Here is a 15,253-nt window from a genome sequence, read left to right on the forward strand (position 1 = left end):
CATGGGCTTTCCGGATTTTGGGGATCAGATGAACAAACGGTTTTGGCGTGCGGCAATCGTTGTAGTCACCGCCCTGCTGGCGAAGCCGGCGATCGGGCCGGTGCAGGCCCATGATCACGGGCATCCCGAATTGAACGCCTGGTATGAGAGCCTGCGCAGCGTCAAGGGCCCCTGCTGCGACGGCAGCGACGCGAAGCGTGTCGATGACGCCGATTGGGACACCAAGGACGGCCACTATCGCGTCCGGCTCGAAGGCGAGTGGGTCGACGTTCCCGATGAGGCCGTCGTCGCCGGACCGAACCGTGCCGGCCGCACCATGGTCTGGCCGTATTATCTGGACGGGCACCCGAGGCCACGCTGCTTCATGCCGGGCAGCATGGGCTGAGTGCCCGCGAAAGCGCTATGCGCCCGAACCATCGGCAGGCGCGGTTCGGTCACAGCGCGAGCTGGATCCGGTCCTCGCCGTTGGCCTCCGGCTTCGCCGGCACGGCGCGGCAGATCAGCACCTCGTCGTCGCCCACCTCTGCGGTGGGCTGCTTCACATAGGTCACGGCGCCTGCCAGCAATCGCGTTCGGCAGGTTCCGCAATTGCCCTCCCGGCAGCTGAAGGCGGGGCTAAGGCCACGCGCTTCCGCCAGTTCGAGCAGCGTCCCCGCCTCCGGCGTCCAGCGCGCCTCCTTCAACGAAGTGGTAAAGGCGACCGGGACCGGCGTTGTCGCCGGCGGTCGCCGCAGCGGCGCTGCGGTGACGAGGTCGGGCTTCCGAACCAGCGATGAAGGACCGAATGCTTCGGCGTGAATCCTGCCGTCGGCAATGTTGTAGCCGCGCAGGGCGTCATAGAGCGATTGGGTGAACCGCGGCGGTCCGCACAGATAGAAGTCATAGTCGTTGAACGGCAGGACGCGCGACAACAGCGCCATGTCGATCCGTCCCGCCGCGTCGTAGTCTGTGCCCTGCTCGGCGCCGGCGACATCGCCGAGGACGCGGATGATCCGCACCGCGCCGCCGGCGGCATCCACCAGCTGCTGCAATTCATCGCCGAACGCGCGGTCCTGTTTCGCATGCGCGGCCTGGATCAGGGTCGTCGGCCGGATGCCGCGGGTGCGCAGCCCCTCATAGACCACGTGGCGCAGCATCGCGAGCAGCGGCGTGATGCCGACACCGCCGGCGAGCAGCACCGCGGGCCGCTTCTCGCGCGCATCGATCGTGAAGCCACCAGCCGGAGCGCGCGCTTCGATGATGTCGCCGACATGGATGGTGTCGTGGAGATGCTGCGATACGACACCGTCGCGCTTCACGCTGATCCGGTACATGCCGTCCGACGGCGCGACCGACAGCGTGTAGGTGCGGATGACTGGCTTGTCGATACCGGGCAACGAGAGACGGATCGGCAAATGCTGTCCCGCCCGGTGCGGAAGCAGCCCCGCGCCGTCATCCGGCTGCAAATGAAACGAGCGGATCGATCGGCTCTCGTCGACGATTCTGGTCACCTTGAACGGCCGCCACTGCGTCGCGCGCTCGGCCGCGCGGATCCGCTCGGCGGTCTGCCCCCAGTCGCCGGTCATCAGCGAATTCGGCGACCAGCCTTCGGCCCGGAACGCCCAGCGCAGCGGCAGCGCGCCGCGCCTGCGCACCACACGGCGGGCCCGGAAACTCCAGAGCCGCTCGGCGCCCTGAAACGCCGCGATCTCCGGCGAGTCCAGCATCACCTCGGCGTCACCGCTCAGCTGCAGCAGGTCGCCGGTCTCGAAATCGACAAACACCAGACCGGCCTTGCCGTTGACGAGGATGTTGCCGAGCGTGTTGAAGAACAGATTGCCGGCGAAATCCGGGATCGTCAGCGTGCCGTCGGCGGCGACGCGGACGAAGCCCGCCCGGCCGCCGCGATGCGAGACGTCGACCTGACGACGGTCCTCACGCTCGGCATAGGACGCCACGAAGAACGTGTCGGCCGCCTTGATCATGTCGCGCGCGGCCTGATCGAGCGTCGTGCTCGCTTCGATCTCTCCCGCAAAAGGTTCATCCGGCGCGCGCACGAAGGCGAAATCGCGGAGCTGGATATACTGCGCGCAATTGCCAAAGCTCTGATCGAGCTCGAAGCTGAGCGCCTTGCCTGATGCTGCGCGCAGCAGCCCGTTCGCACGGTTGCGGCGCCGCGTGTGCAGTTCGATTCCGAGCAGTCCGATCGCATCGCCCGCGCGCATCCCTTCGCTGACGGGATCGCTGGCGTCAGGCCGCGCATCGATCTCGAGGCTGCGCGGCGTCGGCGAGGAGATGAAGCCCGGCCGGCCGGCCAGCAACGAGGCCCAGGCGTCACCACTTTGGTCGACGCTGCCGACGACGATGAAGGGAATCTGCGCGAAGAAATCGCGGTGCTGGTCGGGCATGAAGTCGCGCACCGCGCGCCGGCCGACAGCCTCCATCTTCTCGGCGACGCCGACCTGCTGCTGGATCGCCTTTTCGCCTTCATGCCAGGTCGCGAGCTTGCTCTTGGTTCGTCTGTCGCTCATCGTATCGCCCTCCCCTTCGGGGTTGGACGGGCGTGCCCGACGGCACGCCCGGTCAGCAGGTCACGCAGCCGCCAGACCGACGGGAGTCTTGGCAAAGGCCACGAAGCCCGGCAGCGCCTCGATCCGCCGCAGCCACGCGTTGACGCGCGCATAGGCGGAGAGATCGACATTGCCTTCGGGCGCGCTCGACAGATAGCTGTAGAGCGCAACGTCAGCGATCGTCGGCGCCGTCCCGACCAGCCAGTCGCGACCGGCGAGATGGGCTTCGAGCCGCTTCAGTAGGACATGCGCCCGCGCGATCACGTCGTCCGGATTGTGCTTCGCGCCGAACACGGTGATGAGCCGCGCCGCAGCGGGCCCAAACGCAAGATCGCCGGCAGCAACCGACAGCCAGCGCTGGACCGCGGCAGCGCCCTTTGCATCCTGCGGCAGCCAGTCGGTCCGGCCGAGCTTGGTCGCGAGATAGACCAGGATCGCGTTGGAGTCCGGGATGATTACGCCGTCATCATCCAGCACCGGCACCTGGCCGAACGGGTTGAGCGCGAGATATTCCGGCCGCTTCTGCGCGGCGGACTTGAGGTCGACGTCGACCAGTTCGTGCGGAATTCCCAGCAGGGACAAAAACAGGCGCGCGCGATGCGCGTGGCCGGAGAGAGCGAAGTGATAGAGCTTCATGTGCCGTTCCTGATGTGGTGGACGGGTTCATTCCCGACCGCGACCTCAAGGTGGCCCATTGCAGCGATTATTATAATTGCCGTCGACGGCACTTCATTATTGCAAAAACTGCAATATCCTTCATGGCCGGGCTCGTCCCGGCCATCCACGTCTTTCCTGCTATCGAAACGAAGACGTGGATGCCCGGGACAAGCCCGGGCATGACGAAGTTTGCGGCTGCACTGACGGCCGCTCAACAGCGCGTCCGCTAAATCTCGACGATCACGTAATTGTCCTCGATGTGCACCGGGAACGTCTCGGCAACATACGGCCCCTTCTGCAACTCGGCGCCGCTTTCGACCGCGACCGGATAGGAGCGAATCCTGAACCGCTTCGGATCGAACCAGGACTGCCCGTTGCGCATGTCGAATTCCCAGCCGTGCCACGGACAGCGCAGCATCTCGCCGACCCGGTCGCGCTGATAGATGCCGGGCTCCGGCGAGGTCAGGCGCGCGACGCAGGCCGCCTTCTCCAGTGGCGCGCCTTCATGCGGACAGCGATTGAGCAGCGCGAAGAACTCGCCATTGACGTGGAACACGACGATGTCGCGGCCCTCGAGGCCAAACACCTTGTTGCCGCCGGCCGGAATCTCACTGGTGCGCGCGACGATGTGACGGGTCATCTGTGTCCTAGAATTTGTAAACCGCGCGGGCGTTGGCATTGAAGATCTTGCGACGCTCGGCGTCCGTCAGCGGCGTCTTGAAGGCGTAGCGCGCGTCGTCATAGTCCCAATGCGGATAGTCCGACGAGAACAACAGCCGGTCGATGCCAACCCATTCGATCAGCTGCCGCAGGTGCCTGGCTTCATCCGGTTCGTCGATCGGCTGGGTCGTGAACCAGAAACGCTCCTTCACATATTCGCTCGGCCGGCGCTTCAGATGCGGCACCTCGCTGCGGAAGCGTTCGAAGTGCTGATCCATCCGCCACATCGTCGCGGGGATCCAGCCGAAGCCGCCCTCGATGAACACGATCTTCAGTTTCGGGAAGCGCTCCGGAACACCCTCCAGCACAAGGCTGGTGAGGTTCGAGGCCACCGTGTGCGCGTTCGACTGATGCTCCTCGCAATAATAGGACGGCCAGCCGCCGCCGGTCGGCGCATGCCCGCCATAGCCGCCGACATGGATGCCGAGCGGCAGATCGAGCTCCTGCGCGCGTTCATAGATCGGCCAGTAGCGGCGGCGGCCGAGCGGCTCGTTGGCACGCGGCGAGACGTTGATCTGGATGTATTCGCCTGATTTGGCGCAACGCTCGATCTCGGCGAGGCCGAGGTCGGAGCCGTCCTGCCCGACCAGGATCGAGGCCTTCAGGCGCGGATCGCGATGCGCCCAGAACGCCAGTTGCCAGTCGTTGATGGCGCGCTGGATCGCGGCGCCGAATTCCAGATTCTGCTGCGAGAAGATGAAGAGGTCGAGCACCTGCAGGATGCCGAACTCGACGTCGAAGGGATCGAGATGCTGCTTGCGCATGAAATCGAGATCGGAGCCGGGCACGCCGCCGGTCGGCGGCCAGGCATCGCGCCGCGCGATCAGCGGCGAGGAGCGCGGATACGGCGTGGTGCCGATATAGGGCGTGCGCAGGTGGCTGCCATATTCCTTCAGATGCTGCTGCCAGCGCTTCGGCAGGAACTCGTTGAGGTCGCTGTGCGCGTGAAGGCTCGGATGGATGTCGCAGTCGATGATCTTCAGCCGCGTCGCCGCGGCCTTCTCCTGGTCGAGCATCGGGCGGTCGATGACGTCACTCATGCGATCCTCCTTCTTGTTTGCGCATGATCTTGTCGGAAAACCGGTTTCCACTTTTCCGGATCATGCGCGCGAATTACGAATTCAGCTTCAAACGCGGGAACGTTTCAATCGGATTGTCCTCGCACATCCGCTTGACGATGCTGTCGGGCAGATATCGCGGGATCGGATCGTCGCCGTCGAACTGCCAGTGCGGATAGTCGGATGCGAACAGGAACATCTTGTCGGAGCCGATCTGGTCGATGATGTCGGCGACGCTTGTTGCATCCAGCGGCGCGTCGAACGGCTGCATGGTGACGCGGAAATGGTCGCGGATGATCGCGGCCGGCTCGCGCTCCACCCACGGCACCTCGACGCGCACGCCGCGCCAGGTCTTGTTGGCGCGCCACATGAACGCCGGCAGCCAGCTGACGCCCGACTCCATCAGCACGACGGTCAATTCGGGATACTTCCCGAACACGCCCTCATAGATCAGGCTCAACGCCTGCGCCTGGAACGCCTGCGCCTCGGCGAGATAATATTCGTAGCGGTAGGACGGCCAGCCGATCGAGCTCGGCGCGCCCCGGTAGGCACTACCGGCGTGGATCGCGATCGGAAGCTTGTATTTCTCCGCGGCCTGATAGATCGGCCAGTAATGCCGCCGGCCGAGCAGCGTCTCGCCCTGCGAGGGCACCAGCACCGAGACGAAGCGATTGTCGCCGGCCCTGCGCTCGATCTCCTCGACCGCAAGGTCAGGCGCCTGGATCGGCACCACGATCGAGGCGCGCAGCCGCTTGTCCCTGGCAAGCCACTCGGCCGCGATCCAGTCGTTGATCGCCCTGCAGAAGTCCGCGGCCATGTAGGAATCGAATACCGCCTGCGCGCCATAGACGACGTTGCAGATGGCGTGGCTGGCGCCGAGCTGGTCGAATGCGCCGCGCTGCACCATGGCAAGATCGCTGCCGGGCTTGCTGCCGTCCGCCGGTCGCCAGTCGGCGCGGCCGGACAGCGGCATCGACGGCGGGTAGGAATTGAGGTCGAGCCCGTCGATGGCGCGGCTGACGACCTGTTCCTTCCAGTGATCGCTCAGATAGGGCAGCAGCGTGGTGCGCGTTCCCCCCACCGCGGGATGGATGTCGCAGTCGATGCGCGTGGCCGCCATGGCGTTCCCCGGATTGATCTTCTTGTCGTCGTTGTTGGCGGCATCGCTGCCACGGATCGGACTGTGCCGCCGATGGCGCGATCGTGCAAGCGGGTCCACGCGGGGCCGCCCTGCCCTGTGCGCGCACCGCCCTCACGCGAAGTTGCGGGATCGCGTGTGAATGGCGTCACCTGTTCAGTCCGCAAGACGTGCTAGCGATTCCGCGCCGCGGAAAGCGCGGATACAGGAGATGGGAATGGGACTGGGCCGACTGACGATCCTCGCATGTTCATTGTCGCTGGCCTCGTCCGCCGCATGGACCGCGCCTGCGACCACCTCGGGTTCGGTCGCGCTGGCGCTCGCCGGCGTGGTGGCGCCTTATTCGCCGTTGCCGGCCAAAGAGAAGAAGGCGGTCGTGGCGTTCTTCGGCGGCGACAGCGATGTCTCCTATGCCAGGAGGATCGTCGTCACCGCCGACAAGGTGGTCTGCCGCGCCAGCAATGTCGACATCACCTCGCGTTCCTGCGCGCTGACCTTCGGCGGCAACACCCACACAGTGAAGGGTAGCGAAGCCAACGCGATCTACGCGACCGTGGCGCTGGCCGGCGTGCCGCCCGACGGAGCCGCCGGGACGATCTACGAGGCGCTGTCGAAACTGTCCTGCACACTCGATCCCAAGGTGATCAAGGACAAGGCCGGCGGCGGCGCCGACTGCAGCTTCGAGCCGGGAAATTAGCGCCACTCTCCCTGCACGGTGACGCCCAGCCTCGCCGCGACACGGCGCGCGGTCTCTTCCCGCTGCTCTGTGATCGCGCGCACGGCCTGGCGCGACTGCTGCAGGATCTCGGGTGGCGCGGTCTCCGGCGTGCCGCTGTCGAACGGCGGCTCCGGCGCATACACCATGTAGAGCTGGATCGCGCGCGCGGCATCGTCGCCGCGCAATTCAGCCGCGAGCCGCAATGCGCCATCGATGCCTGCCGTGACTCCGGCGGCAAAGACAAAGCTTCCGTCCACCACCACGCGCTGGTTCACGGGCGTAGCGCCGAACAACGGCAGCAGATGAAACGACGCCCAATGCGTCGTCGCCCTGCGCCCCTTCAGCAGGCCGGCCGCTCCGCAGATCAGCGCGCCGGTGCAGACCGAGAAGATGCGGCACGCCCCCGCCGCCTGCCGGTTGATCCAGCCGAGCACCTCCGTGTCCTCCATCAGGGCTTGCTGACCGAAGCCGCCCGGCACATGCAGCACGTCGAGCGGCGGCGCATCGGCCAACGTCGCATCCGGTGTCAGCCGCAATCCCTTGATGTCGCGGACGGGCTCGGCGGTCTTGCCGTAGATGCGGTAGGTCGAATTCGGAATCCGCGACAGCACCTCGAACGGCCCGGTCAAATCGATTTGATCGACGCCTTCGAACAGCAGCGAACCGATCCGCAGATGAACATCATGAGCAATCATCGAACTTCCCTCGAACTTTCCTTGCGCTATGGACAAAGCGAATCTAGCGCGGCAGGTTTCGGCGATGACGCCAACCAGCCCACGTTTTTCGCCAAACCGCCGCCGCTCGATCGAAGTGCTGGCCTACCCGGCCGTGCAGCTGCTCGACGTCACCGGGCCATTGCAGGTGTTCGCGACCGCCAATGCGCTGGCGGCCAAGGCTGGCAACGCGGAGCCATATGAAGTCCGCGTCGTTGCAAAGGATGGCCCGAGCGTCGAGTCATCCGCAGGCGTCGGGCTCGCGGTGCATCCACTGCCCGCCATCGACACCGCGGTCGACACGCTGGTGATTCCGGGCGGCGACGGCGTCAACGCTGCGGCGGCCGATGCCGTCCTGGTGGACTGGGTGCGCGAACGCGCCGGGCAGGCGCGCCGCACCGCATCGGTCTGCACCGGCGCGTTCCTGCTCGCCACATCGGGCGTGCTCGACGGCCGGCGTGCCGCGACCCATTGGGGATTTTGCGCAGAGCTTGCCGAGCGCTTTCCCGATGTCCGCGTCGAGCCCGATCCGATCTTCGTGCGCGACGGTTCGTTCTGGACGTCGGCCGGCGTCACCTCCGGCATCGATCTGGCGCTGGCGCTGGTGGAGGAGGATCTCGGCCGCACGGCGGCGCTTGCCGTCGCCCGCTATCTCGTCGTGTTTTTCAAACGGCCGGGCGGACAGGCGCAATTCAGCGAAATCCTGTCGCTGCAAGCAACCGACGACAGGTTCAGCGCGCTGCACGACTGGATCAGCAACCATCTCGCCGGCGATCTCTCGCTGTCGACGCTGGCGAAACAGGCCGGCATGAGCGAGCGCAGCTTCAGCCGCCATTACGCGGAAGCGACCGGCTTGACGCCGGCACGCGCGATCGAGCGGCTCCGGGTCGAGGGCGCGCGGCATCTGCTCTCGGAAACGCGCCTGCCGATCAAGCGCATCTCGCAGCGCTGCGGCTTCGGGTCCGAGGAGACGATGCGGCGCAGCTTCCTGCGCCTGCTGTCGACCACGCCGCGGGACTATCGCGCCAGGTTTGCGCTCTGACGTGCACGGCCGGCCGCGCGGTCGACGTGCAATGATTGACGCTCAGGCGAGACCGTCTCAGCCGTTCCAGGCATATTCCTGCAACGCCGCCTCCAGCGGCGGATTGGTGACGCTGCCGGTGTAGTTGGTGATGGTCGACGCCGCCACGATGGTGATCACCTCAAGCACGAGGTCCTTGTAGAACCCGGCGGCCAGGAATCGTTCGATCTCCTCGTCGTCGAGCCGCCCACGCTTTTCGATCAGCGACCGCGCCAGCGTCGAGAGCGCGCCGAGCGTCTTGTCGGCAGGCGAGCGGCCGGCACGCATCGCGTCGACATCGGCCGGATCGAGCCCAGCCTGCAAGCCGAGCGCGGAATGCAGCGCGACCGCCCAGGCGCAGCCATTGGTCACCGCGTCGGTGAGCAGCACGGTCTGGATCTGCTGCTCGGTGAAGCTGCCGCCGTGAACCTTGTCGAAGATGCCGATGAAGCTCTGGATCAGCACGGGCGACGTCGCCATCGCCGCCGCAAGGTTCGGGATCATGCCAAACCGCGCCTCGACCTCGCGCAAAGTAGGCCTTGAGGCTTCAGGGGCAGACTCGAGTGTATGAACAGGAAAACGCGCCATCGGAAATGCCTTTCGCGGTGTTGATTGAACCCGAGGCCTCCGGACGCAGCTGAGCTGTTGCGATCCGCGCGCAGGCAACCGGATTCGATGGAAGCTATCTAGACCCGCCCTGACGCGCGCGTTCGCCAAACTCCCCACGTTCCGCGCCATCCAGGCGGCGGTGCGGGGCTCGCTGAGCTTCAGCTCCGTCCACTGTCATTGCGAGCGAAGCGAAGCAATCCATGTTTCCGCGCAACGGATGGATGGATTGCTTCGTCGCTGTCGCTCCTCGCAATGACGGTTGCAAGTCCCGCTTAGACCCCGGCACGGTCCTTCACCCGTCGCGTCACGATCCCAAGCAGGCGGCCGAGCGTGCCGGCGGCGGGGCCCTTCTTGCGCGCCAGCGCCAGCGGCGCGACGAGGCCGGTGGCGCGGTCGAGGCGAAGATAGGACACGCCGGCGGTCTCGAGCCGCGCCATCGATTCCGGCACGATCGAAATGCCGAGCCCGGCCGCGACCAGGCTGAGCGTCGACACCATCCGCGTCGCCTCCTGCGCCACCTTCGGGCTAAAGCCCGCGGCGCGACAGGCGGCGATGATGCTGTCATAGAGGCCGGGCCCGGTCGGACGGCGGTAGAGGATCAGCGGCTCGTCGGCGAGCGAGGCCAGCGAAATCCGCCGGCGGGTGTCCTTGCGGGCGCGCGGATGATGGTCCGGCAATGCGACCACCATCTCCTCGTCGAGCAGATGCGTGATCGTGAGGTTCTCCAGCCGCTCGCCTGGCGCACGCACGAATGCGGCATCGAGCCGATCGGCCTCGACGGCTGCGATCAGCTCGCCGGTCGAGGCCTCCTCGAGCGACAGCGTGATCGCCGGCGCGCGCTCGCGCATTTCGCGCATCACGCCGGTGACGAAAGGATGGAAGGCGGCCGAAGAGGTGAAGCCGATTGCAAGCTGCCCCTCCTGGCCGCGGCTCGCGCGGCGCGCGGCCTCCACCGCGAGGTCGGCGTCGCGCAGGATCGCGCGCGCCTTGCCGACGAAGGCACGGCCGGCCGCGGTCAGCTCGACCCCGCGCGGCTGCCGGCGAAACAGCGGCGCGCCGATCGCGGCTTCCAGGGCGCGGATCTGCTGGCTCAGCGGCGGCTGCTGAATGCCGAGCCGCGCGGCGGCGCGAGTGATATGGCCTTCCTCGGCGACCGCGACGGCATAGCGGAGATGGCGCAGTTCGATCATCAGGGCAATCCATATGCAACAGATATGCAAATTCGCATATGCATATATTGGATATTTGGCACGCGGCCAACTAGAGTCGGCTCAACAACAAATCGAACCGGAGCCGCCCCGCCGATGGACGCCATCCCCGCCGCGCAAACCACCAAGCATGTCGCACCTGACGTCGGCGAGTTGTTCACGGGCTTCTTCATCCTCGGATTAACCGGCTTTGGCGGCGTGCTGCCGCTGGCGCGCCACATGATGGTGGAGAAGCGCGGCTGGCTCACCGGCGCGGAGTTCACCGACCTGCTCGGGCTGTGCCAGTTCCTGCCCGGCGGCAACATCATCAACATGTCGGTCGCGGTCGGGCTGAAGTTTCGCGGCATTCCCGGCGCGTTCGCGGCGATCCTCGGCCTGATCGCGGTGCCGACCGCGGTCGTGATCGGCCTTGGTGTGATCTATGGCCGCTTCGCCGACGACCCGGTCGTCCGTCATCTGTTCGGCGGTCTCGCCGCCGCGGCGGCCGGGCTCCTGATTTCCACGGCGATCAAGATCGCCTGGCCGCTGCGGCGCGATGTGCTCGGCCTCTTCATCGGCGCGCTGTGCGTGCTCGCTATTGCCGTGTTCAGATTGCCGCTGCTGCCGACCCTGTTGATGCTCGCGCCGCTCAGCATTGTCCTCAGGTCGAGGCAGGCATCATGAGCGCAACCCTCGTCACGCTCGCGCTGATCTTCGCCGAGCTCTCGCTGCTCGCCTTCGGCGGCGGCAACACCATCCTGCCGGAGATGCAGCGTCAGGTGGTCGACGTCCATCACTGGATGACGGCGCAGGAATTCGGCGCGCTGTTCGCGCTGGCGCAGGCAGCACCCGGGCCGAACATGATGGTGGTGCCGCTGGTCGGCTGGCATGTCGCGGGCTTCTCCGGCGTGCTGGTGACATCGCTCGCCAAGTTCGGGCCGTCGTCGCTGGTGACAGGCTTCGCGCTGCAGCTCTGGGAACGCTTCAAGGACCGGCCCTGGCGCCGCACCGTGCAGGCGGGGCTGGTTCCGGTCACCGCCGGGCTCGTCACTGCCAGCGCCATCGTCATCACCCACGCATCGGCCTCGAGCTGGGGCACCATCCTGATCGCGGCTGGCGTCGCGATCGCCACCACCACGACGCGCATCCATCCGCTTGTCGCGCTCGCCGCCGGCGCGGTGCTCGGCCTGTCCGGCATCGGACAACCCTGACGCTCGGCCTGTTGCGGCGATGGCGCATCGTTCCACGCGGCGATGTGCGCGCTTTCGCCGCAATGGATGCGACGTCGCCAGCGGCTATGTTGATGATGCCATGATCGACACGCTCCGCATCGACACCCGCATTGCGCGCCGCGAATTGCGCGCCGGACGTCTGCACGCAGGCAATTAGCCGGCCGGCGATCGCGCGCCGTCCGGATTCCTCGACGTCATCAAGATCATTTCAGTCCGTCGCGTCGCGAGATATCCGCGCGCCGGCGCTCGTGCGCCTCCGATCAACCGCAAAGATCAACCGACATGACCCGAACCATTCAGAGCAGCTTTACCGCCCCGGCATTGCCGCCGATCGTGATCACCACGAGCGAGGCGCATCGCCTCAGCGCGCTGGCCGATTCCAGCATGGCGGTGTTTCCCCGCGTCGCCCAGTTCCTCGCACGCGAGACGGACCGCGCCCAGCTCGTCGCCGACGACGCCGATTTGCATGACGTGGTCCGCATGGGCTCGCTTGTCCGCTACCGCGACGACGAGACCGGCGACGTCAGGGAGGTCGTGCTCGTCTACCCACACGAAGCCGACATCGCGCTGCGACGCATCTCGGTGCTGACGCCGGTCGGCGCCGCGCTGATCGGATTGTCGGTCGGCCAGACGATCGATTTTCAGACGCCGAGCCAGCAGACGCGTTCGGTCACGGTTTTGGCCGTGACGCATCAGGGTTAGCGGCTTTACGCCGCCTGATGGCACTGCCCCATCTCGAGCCCGTGCCGGCGCCCGCGCGCGATGCCCTCGGCGATCGCCTTCACGACGATCTCCGCATCTTCAGGAGAGAGATGATCGAGCGGCTGCCAGGCGCGCATGATGTCGCGTGCGCGATCGAGGTCGCCGTAGATTGCAAGGAGAGGAAGCGATTTGCTCGGCATGTCCGTTGCTCCCAACCGCAGCTGGGCGAGTCTACTCCATCTGGACAGGTCGAGCCATGCGTCCGGCAACCGCGATTGCGTGCATTGCAGATCGCCGATGCATGGCGAGGGCGTTCCTGCCCCCGCCGTCAACGCATTCGGTTACTCCGCGCCGGAGCCGCCCTGCACGATCTTCTCGTTCAGCTTCTGATCGACGGTCTCGACCGTACGGTCGATCTCGGCGCTCGGCGTGCCGAGCTGATGCGAGATCAGCTTGACCAGCAGGTCGACGCGCTCGATGAAGGGCGCGCCGGCGGCGACCGCTCGGGCCGCCGATGATGGCTTGAGCAGGCTTTCGGCGGCCTTGGCGTATTTCGCGAACGGCACCTGGTCCGCGGGGTCGGCGCCGAGCTTGCGCGCGATGCCGTCGACGTGGTCGTAGATCGCCTGCGAGCGCGTCAGGTCGCCGTGCACGGCGTCGCGGATCGATTGCGGCTCCGTCGGCGTGATGCAGCGATAGTTGCCGGTCAGCAGCATCGACCACTTCGCCAGCGGCACGAACAGCGAATCGAACACCTTCAGCTTCACCGGAACGTCCTGGCCGTCGAGCGTCACCGCGTCGATGTCGGCTTCGAGCTCGCGCAGCACCTTGTTGTGCTTGTCGTCTGCGAAGGCGGAGGCCTTGAAGTTGGTCGGCAGGCCGACATGCAGCACATTGGCCTTCTCCTCCGGCGGACGGAAGGCCTGCGGATCGGGCGAGCACAGCGTGACGAGGCCCGGCTCGAAGCGCTCCCACACCTGCGCGTTGGTGTAGGCCTCCTCGAGGTCCATGCCGGCGAGTGCGGGGATCCGCTTCAGATACGGCAACGGCGGCATGTTCATGATCGACAGGCAGGGCAGCTTCGCCGCCGCGATCTTGATCATCAGCACGCGAACCGTGTGGTTGGTGTATTGCGGCTCCTGCATCGCAAGGCCGACCATGTCGTAGCGCGAGACGTCGACATCGGCAGGCGTGACGGCGTCGAGCTTGCCCGGCAGATCGCGCGAGAAGATCGAGCGGTGCTCCTTCTCGTCGCGCAGCTTGATCCGCACCTCGGTGCCTTCGCGGTTGATCAGGGCGGCGGTGTTCTTCCGGCACACCAGGGACACGTTGTGACCCGCCATCAGCAGCTTGGTCCCCAGCAGGGAGCCGTAGGAAGCTCCCAAAATCAGAATGTTGCGCGCCATGCTCTCTCCAATGGCCCTCCTCACGAAAGGCTTGCTCTCCAAAATCCTGTCCGAAGCTGCCGCCGAACCGATGCCCGGTCGATATTGGCCGTCCCGCACCCACGGGCCGGCGGTCGCCACATCACCAGACAATCAAGGCCAGCTGGTGTATGGTATGCCACCGTCTATCGCAGATCGACAAGCGGCTGCCAAGGGGATTATCTCGCGTGCGGACTTTCGTTCCGCGATCAGGAAGGGCATTCGAGCTTGCAAGTCGCCGCCGACCCGACGGATCGGGCTGAAGAAATCCTCGTCTCAGCTTCCCGGCTGTTTGCCCGCCACTCCTATGCCAACGTGACGATGGAGCAGGTCGCAGCATCGGTGCAGGCCGTGCCGGGCGCGCTGTACCACTATTTCCGCGACAAGGAAGATCTCATCTTCCACTGCTATCTGCGCGGCCTTGCGATCTATCGCCACGAAATCGAGGCAGCCGCCGAGCCCGGCATCGATGGGCTCGAGATCGTCAGGCGCTTCGTGCGCGGCAGGCTGAGGCCCGAAGGCCAGCGCATGATCCTGTTCAGCGATATCGATGCGCTGGCCGCGCCCTACAGCAGCGAGGTCCATGCCAAGCGCTGGCAGAACGCCGCGCTGCTGGCGGACATTCTGGATCGGGGCGTGGCGGACGGCTCGATCGCCTGCGACGAGCCGCTGCTCACGGCGGTGGCGCTGATCTCCATCCTGGACTGGGTTCCGTTCTGGCTGTCCGAACGCGACTACTACACGCGGCAACAGGCGATCGATGCCATCGACGACATCATCACGCATGGCGTCTACCGACGCGAGATCGCGCTTCCCAAAATGCCCGAGCCGCTCAGCCTCGCCCCTTTTCTCGAGGCTCGCACAGCGTTGAACAAGCGGGCCGCCAAGTTCGACAGGATGCTGTCGATTGCTTCCGACAGTTTCAACCGAAGGGGCGCCTCGGGCACGTCGCTCGAGAGCATTGCCGTGGATGCGGGCATGACCCGCGCCGGCATCTACTATCACTTCAGTGAAAAGGAGAGCCTGCTGCTGGCTTGCCTGCGACGCGGGCTCGCCGGCGAGGTCAGCGTTCGCGAGCATCTGCAAGAGCACAGCCTTGGAGCATTCGATCACATCGTGCAGCGCATCCGCCTGCTGTTGATGCTGCACGACACGCCCTGCGGCCCGAAGGCGACCTACCACAACATCAACTATCTCAACGACGCAGACCGGAAAGCCTATGTCGGAGACGTGCTGGCGACGATCCGGCAAGACCAGAACAGCTATCAGCGCTGGGTCGACGAGGGCCGTTTCCGCCGCATCGATACCTATTTCGCGGAGCGCATTCTCACCGGAATGGGCCACTGGTATCCGATCTGGTTCAAGACCAGGCGCGACTGGTCTCCAGCCGAGATCGCCGATCATTTCGCGCGGCTATTCCTCGCGGGCCTCAAGCCGCGCCGACATCCAGGCTAGATCCGCCACGGTAGCGATCCCGGCTTTCTCC

At 66.0% G+C, this 15,253-nt stretch carries 17 protein-coding genes; 7 read left to right on the plus strand and 10 right to left on the minus strand.

Annotated features, from left to right (window positions below; translation table 11 throughout):
* The first annotated feature begins 28 nt into the window (after window positions 1-28).
* On the plus strand, window positions 29-385 hold the full coding sequence (locus tag J6525_RS29930; RefSeq protein WP_176937198.1) for a hypothetical protein: 357 nt from the start codon (window positions 29-31) through the stop codon (window positions 383-385).
* A 49-nt stretch (window positions 386-434) separates the two neighbouring features.
* On the opposite strand, the gene J6525_RS29935 is transcribed toward J6525_RS29930, so the two are convergent.
* The 5 genes from J6525_RS29935 to J6525_RS29955 all read right to left on the minus strand — a co-directional run bounded on the left by J6525_RS29935 (window position 435) and on the right by J6525_RS29955 (window position 6,104).
* Window positions 435-2,510, minus strand: coding sequence for a 2Fe-2S iron-sulfur cluster-binding protein (locus J6525_RS29935; RefSeq protein ID WP_225647343.1), 2,076 nt, complete (start codon window positions 2,508-2,510; stop codon window positions 435-437).
* 60 nt (window positions 2,511-2,570) lie between these two features.
* Window positions 2,571-3,185, minus strand: a complete 615-nt coding sequence (locus tag J6525_RS29940; protein ID WP_225647344.1) for a glutathione S-transferase family protein — start codon at window positions 3,183-3,185, stop codon at window positions 2,571-2,573.
* A gap of 247 nt (window positions 3,186-3,432) precedes the next feature.
* A complete protein-coding gene (locus tag J6525_RS29945) occupies window positions 3,433-3,846 on the minus strand; it encodes a Rieske (2Fe-2S) protein (protein WP_028341302.1) in 414 nt (137 codons plus the stop codon).
* Window positions 3,847-3,853: 7 nt separating this feature from the next.
* The gene (locus J6525_RS29950) at window positions 3,854-4,966 is read right to left on the minus strand and encodes an amidohydrolase family protein (protein ID WP_225647345.1); all 1,113 of its coding nucleotides are present in this window, start codon (window positions 4,964-4,966) and stop codon (window positions 3,854-3,856) included.
* Between the two features lie 73 nt (window positions 4,967-5,039).
* Window positions 5,040-6,104, minus strand: a complete 1,065-nt coding sequence (locus J6525_RS29955) for an amidohydrolase family protein (protein WP_225647391.1) — start codon at window positions 6,102-6,104, stop codon at window positions 5,040-5,042.
* A 235-nt stretch (window positions 6,105-6,339) separates the two neighbouring features.
* On the opposite strand from J6525_RS29955, the gene J6525_RS29960 reads away from it, so the two are divergent.
* Window positions 6,340-6,819 carry a hypothetical protein gene (locus tag J6525_RS29960; protein ID WP_225647346.1) on the plus strand — a complete coding sequence of 160 codons (480 nt, stop codon included), beginning with the start codon at window positions 6,340-6,342 and terminating at the stop codon, window positions 6,817-6,819.
* Here J6525_RS29960 and J6525_RS29965 read toward each other — a convergent pair.
* Complete coding sequence (locus tag J6525_RS29965; protein ID WP_225647348.1) at window positions 6,816-7,535, minus strand: DJ-1/PfpI family protein; 720 nt, start codon at window positions 7,533-7,535, stop codon at window positions 6,816-6,818. The two genes, J6525_RS29960 and J6525_RS29965, sit on opposite strands and share 4 nt — an antisense overlap.
* 64 nt (window positions 7,536-7,599) lie before the next feature.
* Between J6525_RS29965 and J6525_RS29970 the strand changes: the two genes are divergently transcribed.
* Complete coding sequence (locus tag J6525_RS29970; protein WP_225647349.1) at window positions 7,600-8,595, plus strand: GlxA family transcriptional regulator; 996 nt, start codon at window positions 7,600-7,602, stop codon at window positions 8,593-8,595.
* A gap of 57 nt (window positions 8,596-8,652) precedes the next feature.
* Here J6525_RS29970 and J6525_RS29975 read toward each other — a convergent pair whose 3' ends face one another.
* Window positions 8,653-9,117 carry a carboxymuconolactone decarboxylase family protein gene (locus J6525_RS29975; RefSeq protein ID WP_225647352.1) on the minus strand — a complete coding sequence of 155 codons (465 nt, stop codon included), beginning with the start codon at window positions 9,115-9,117 and terminating at the stop codon, window positions 8,653-8,655.
* Window positions 9,118-9,494: 377 nt separating this feature from the next.
* A complete protein-coding gene (locus tag J6525_RS29980; protein WP_225647354.1) occupies window positions 9,495-10,412 on the minus strand; it encodes a LysR family transcriptional regulator in 918 nt (305 codons plus the stop codon).
* A 114-nt stretch (window positions 10,413-10,526) separates the two neighbouring features.
* Here J6525_RS29980 and J6525_RS29985 point away from each other — a divergent pair, with 114 nt between their 5' ends.
* From J6525_RS29985 to rnk, 3 genes are all read left to right on the plus strand, one after another.
* A complete protein-coding gene (locus J6525_RS29985; protein ID WP_225647356.1) occupies window positions 10,527-11,093 on the plus strand; it encodes a chromate transporter in 567 nt (188 codons plus the stop codon).
* The gene (locus tag J6525_RS29990; protein WP_225647357.1) at window positions 11,090-11,620 is read left to right on the plus strand and encodes a chromate transporter; all 531 of its coding nucleotides are present in this window, start codon (window positions 11,090-11,092) and stop codon (window positions 11,618-11,620) included. The genes J6525_RS29985 and J6525_RS29990 overlap by 4 nt, the downstream gene beginning before the upstream one ends.
* A gap of 303 nt (window positions 11,621-11,923) precedes the next feature.
* Window positions 11,924-12,343 carry a nucleoside diphosphate kinase regulator gene (rnk, locus tag J6525_RS29995; protein WP_225647358.1) on the plus strand — a complete coding sequence of 140 codons (420 nt, stop codon included), beginning with the start codon at window positions 11,924-11,926 and terminating at the stop codon, window positions 12,341-12,343.
* 5 nt (window positions 12,344-12,348) lie between these two features.
* Here the strand turns inward: rnk and J6525_RS30000 are convergent, their stop codons facing one another.
* Window positions 12,349-12,543: a hypothetical protein gene (locus tag J6525_RS30000; protein WP_038384315.1), complete on the minus strand. Its 195-nt coding sequence runs from the start codon at window positions 12,541-12,543 to the stop codon at window positions 12,349-12,351.
* Between the two features lie 141 nt (window positions 12,544-12,684).
* Window positions 12,685-13,749 (minus strand): ketopantoate reductase family protein, encoded by a 1,065-nt coding sequence (locus J6525_RS30005; RefSeq protein ID WP_225647359.1) that lies wholly within the window; start codon window positions 13,747-13,749, stop codon window positions 12,685-12,687.
* Window positions 13,750-13,995: 246 nt separating this feature from the next.
* Here J6525_RS30005 and J6525_RS30010 point away from each other — a divergent pair, with 246 nt between their 5' ends.
* Window positions 13,996-15,222, plus strand: a complete 1,227-nt coding sequence (locus tag J6525_RS30010; RefSeq protein ID WP_225647361.1) for a TetR/AcrR family transcriptional regulator — start codon at window positions 13,996-13,998, stop codon at window positions 15,220-15,222.
* The last annotated feature ends 31 nt before the right edge of the window (window positions 15,223-15,253 follow it).

This window comes from Bradyrhizobium australafricanum (genome assembly GCF_020329495.1).
GTDB lineage: Bacteria > Pseudomonadota > Alphaproteobacteria > Rhizobiales > Xanthobacteraceae > Bradyrhizobium > Bradyrhizobium australafricanum.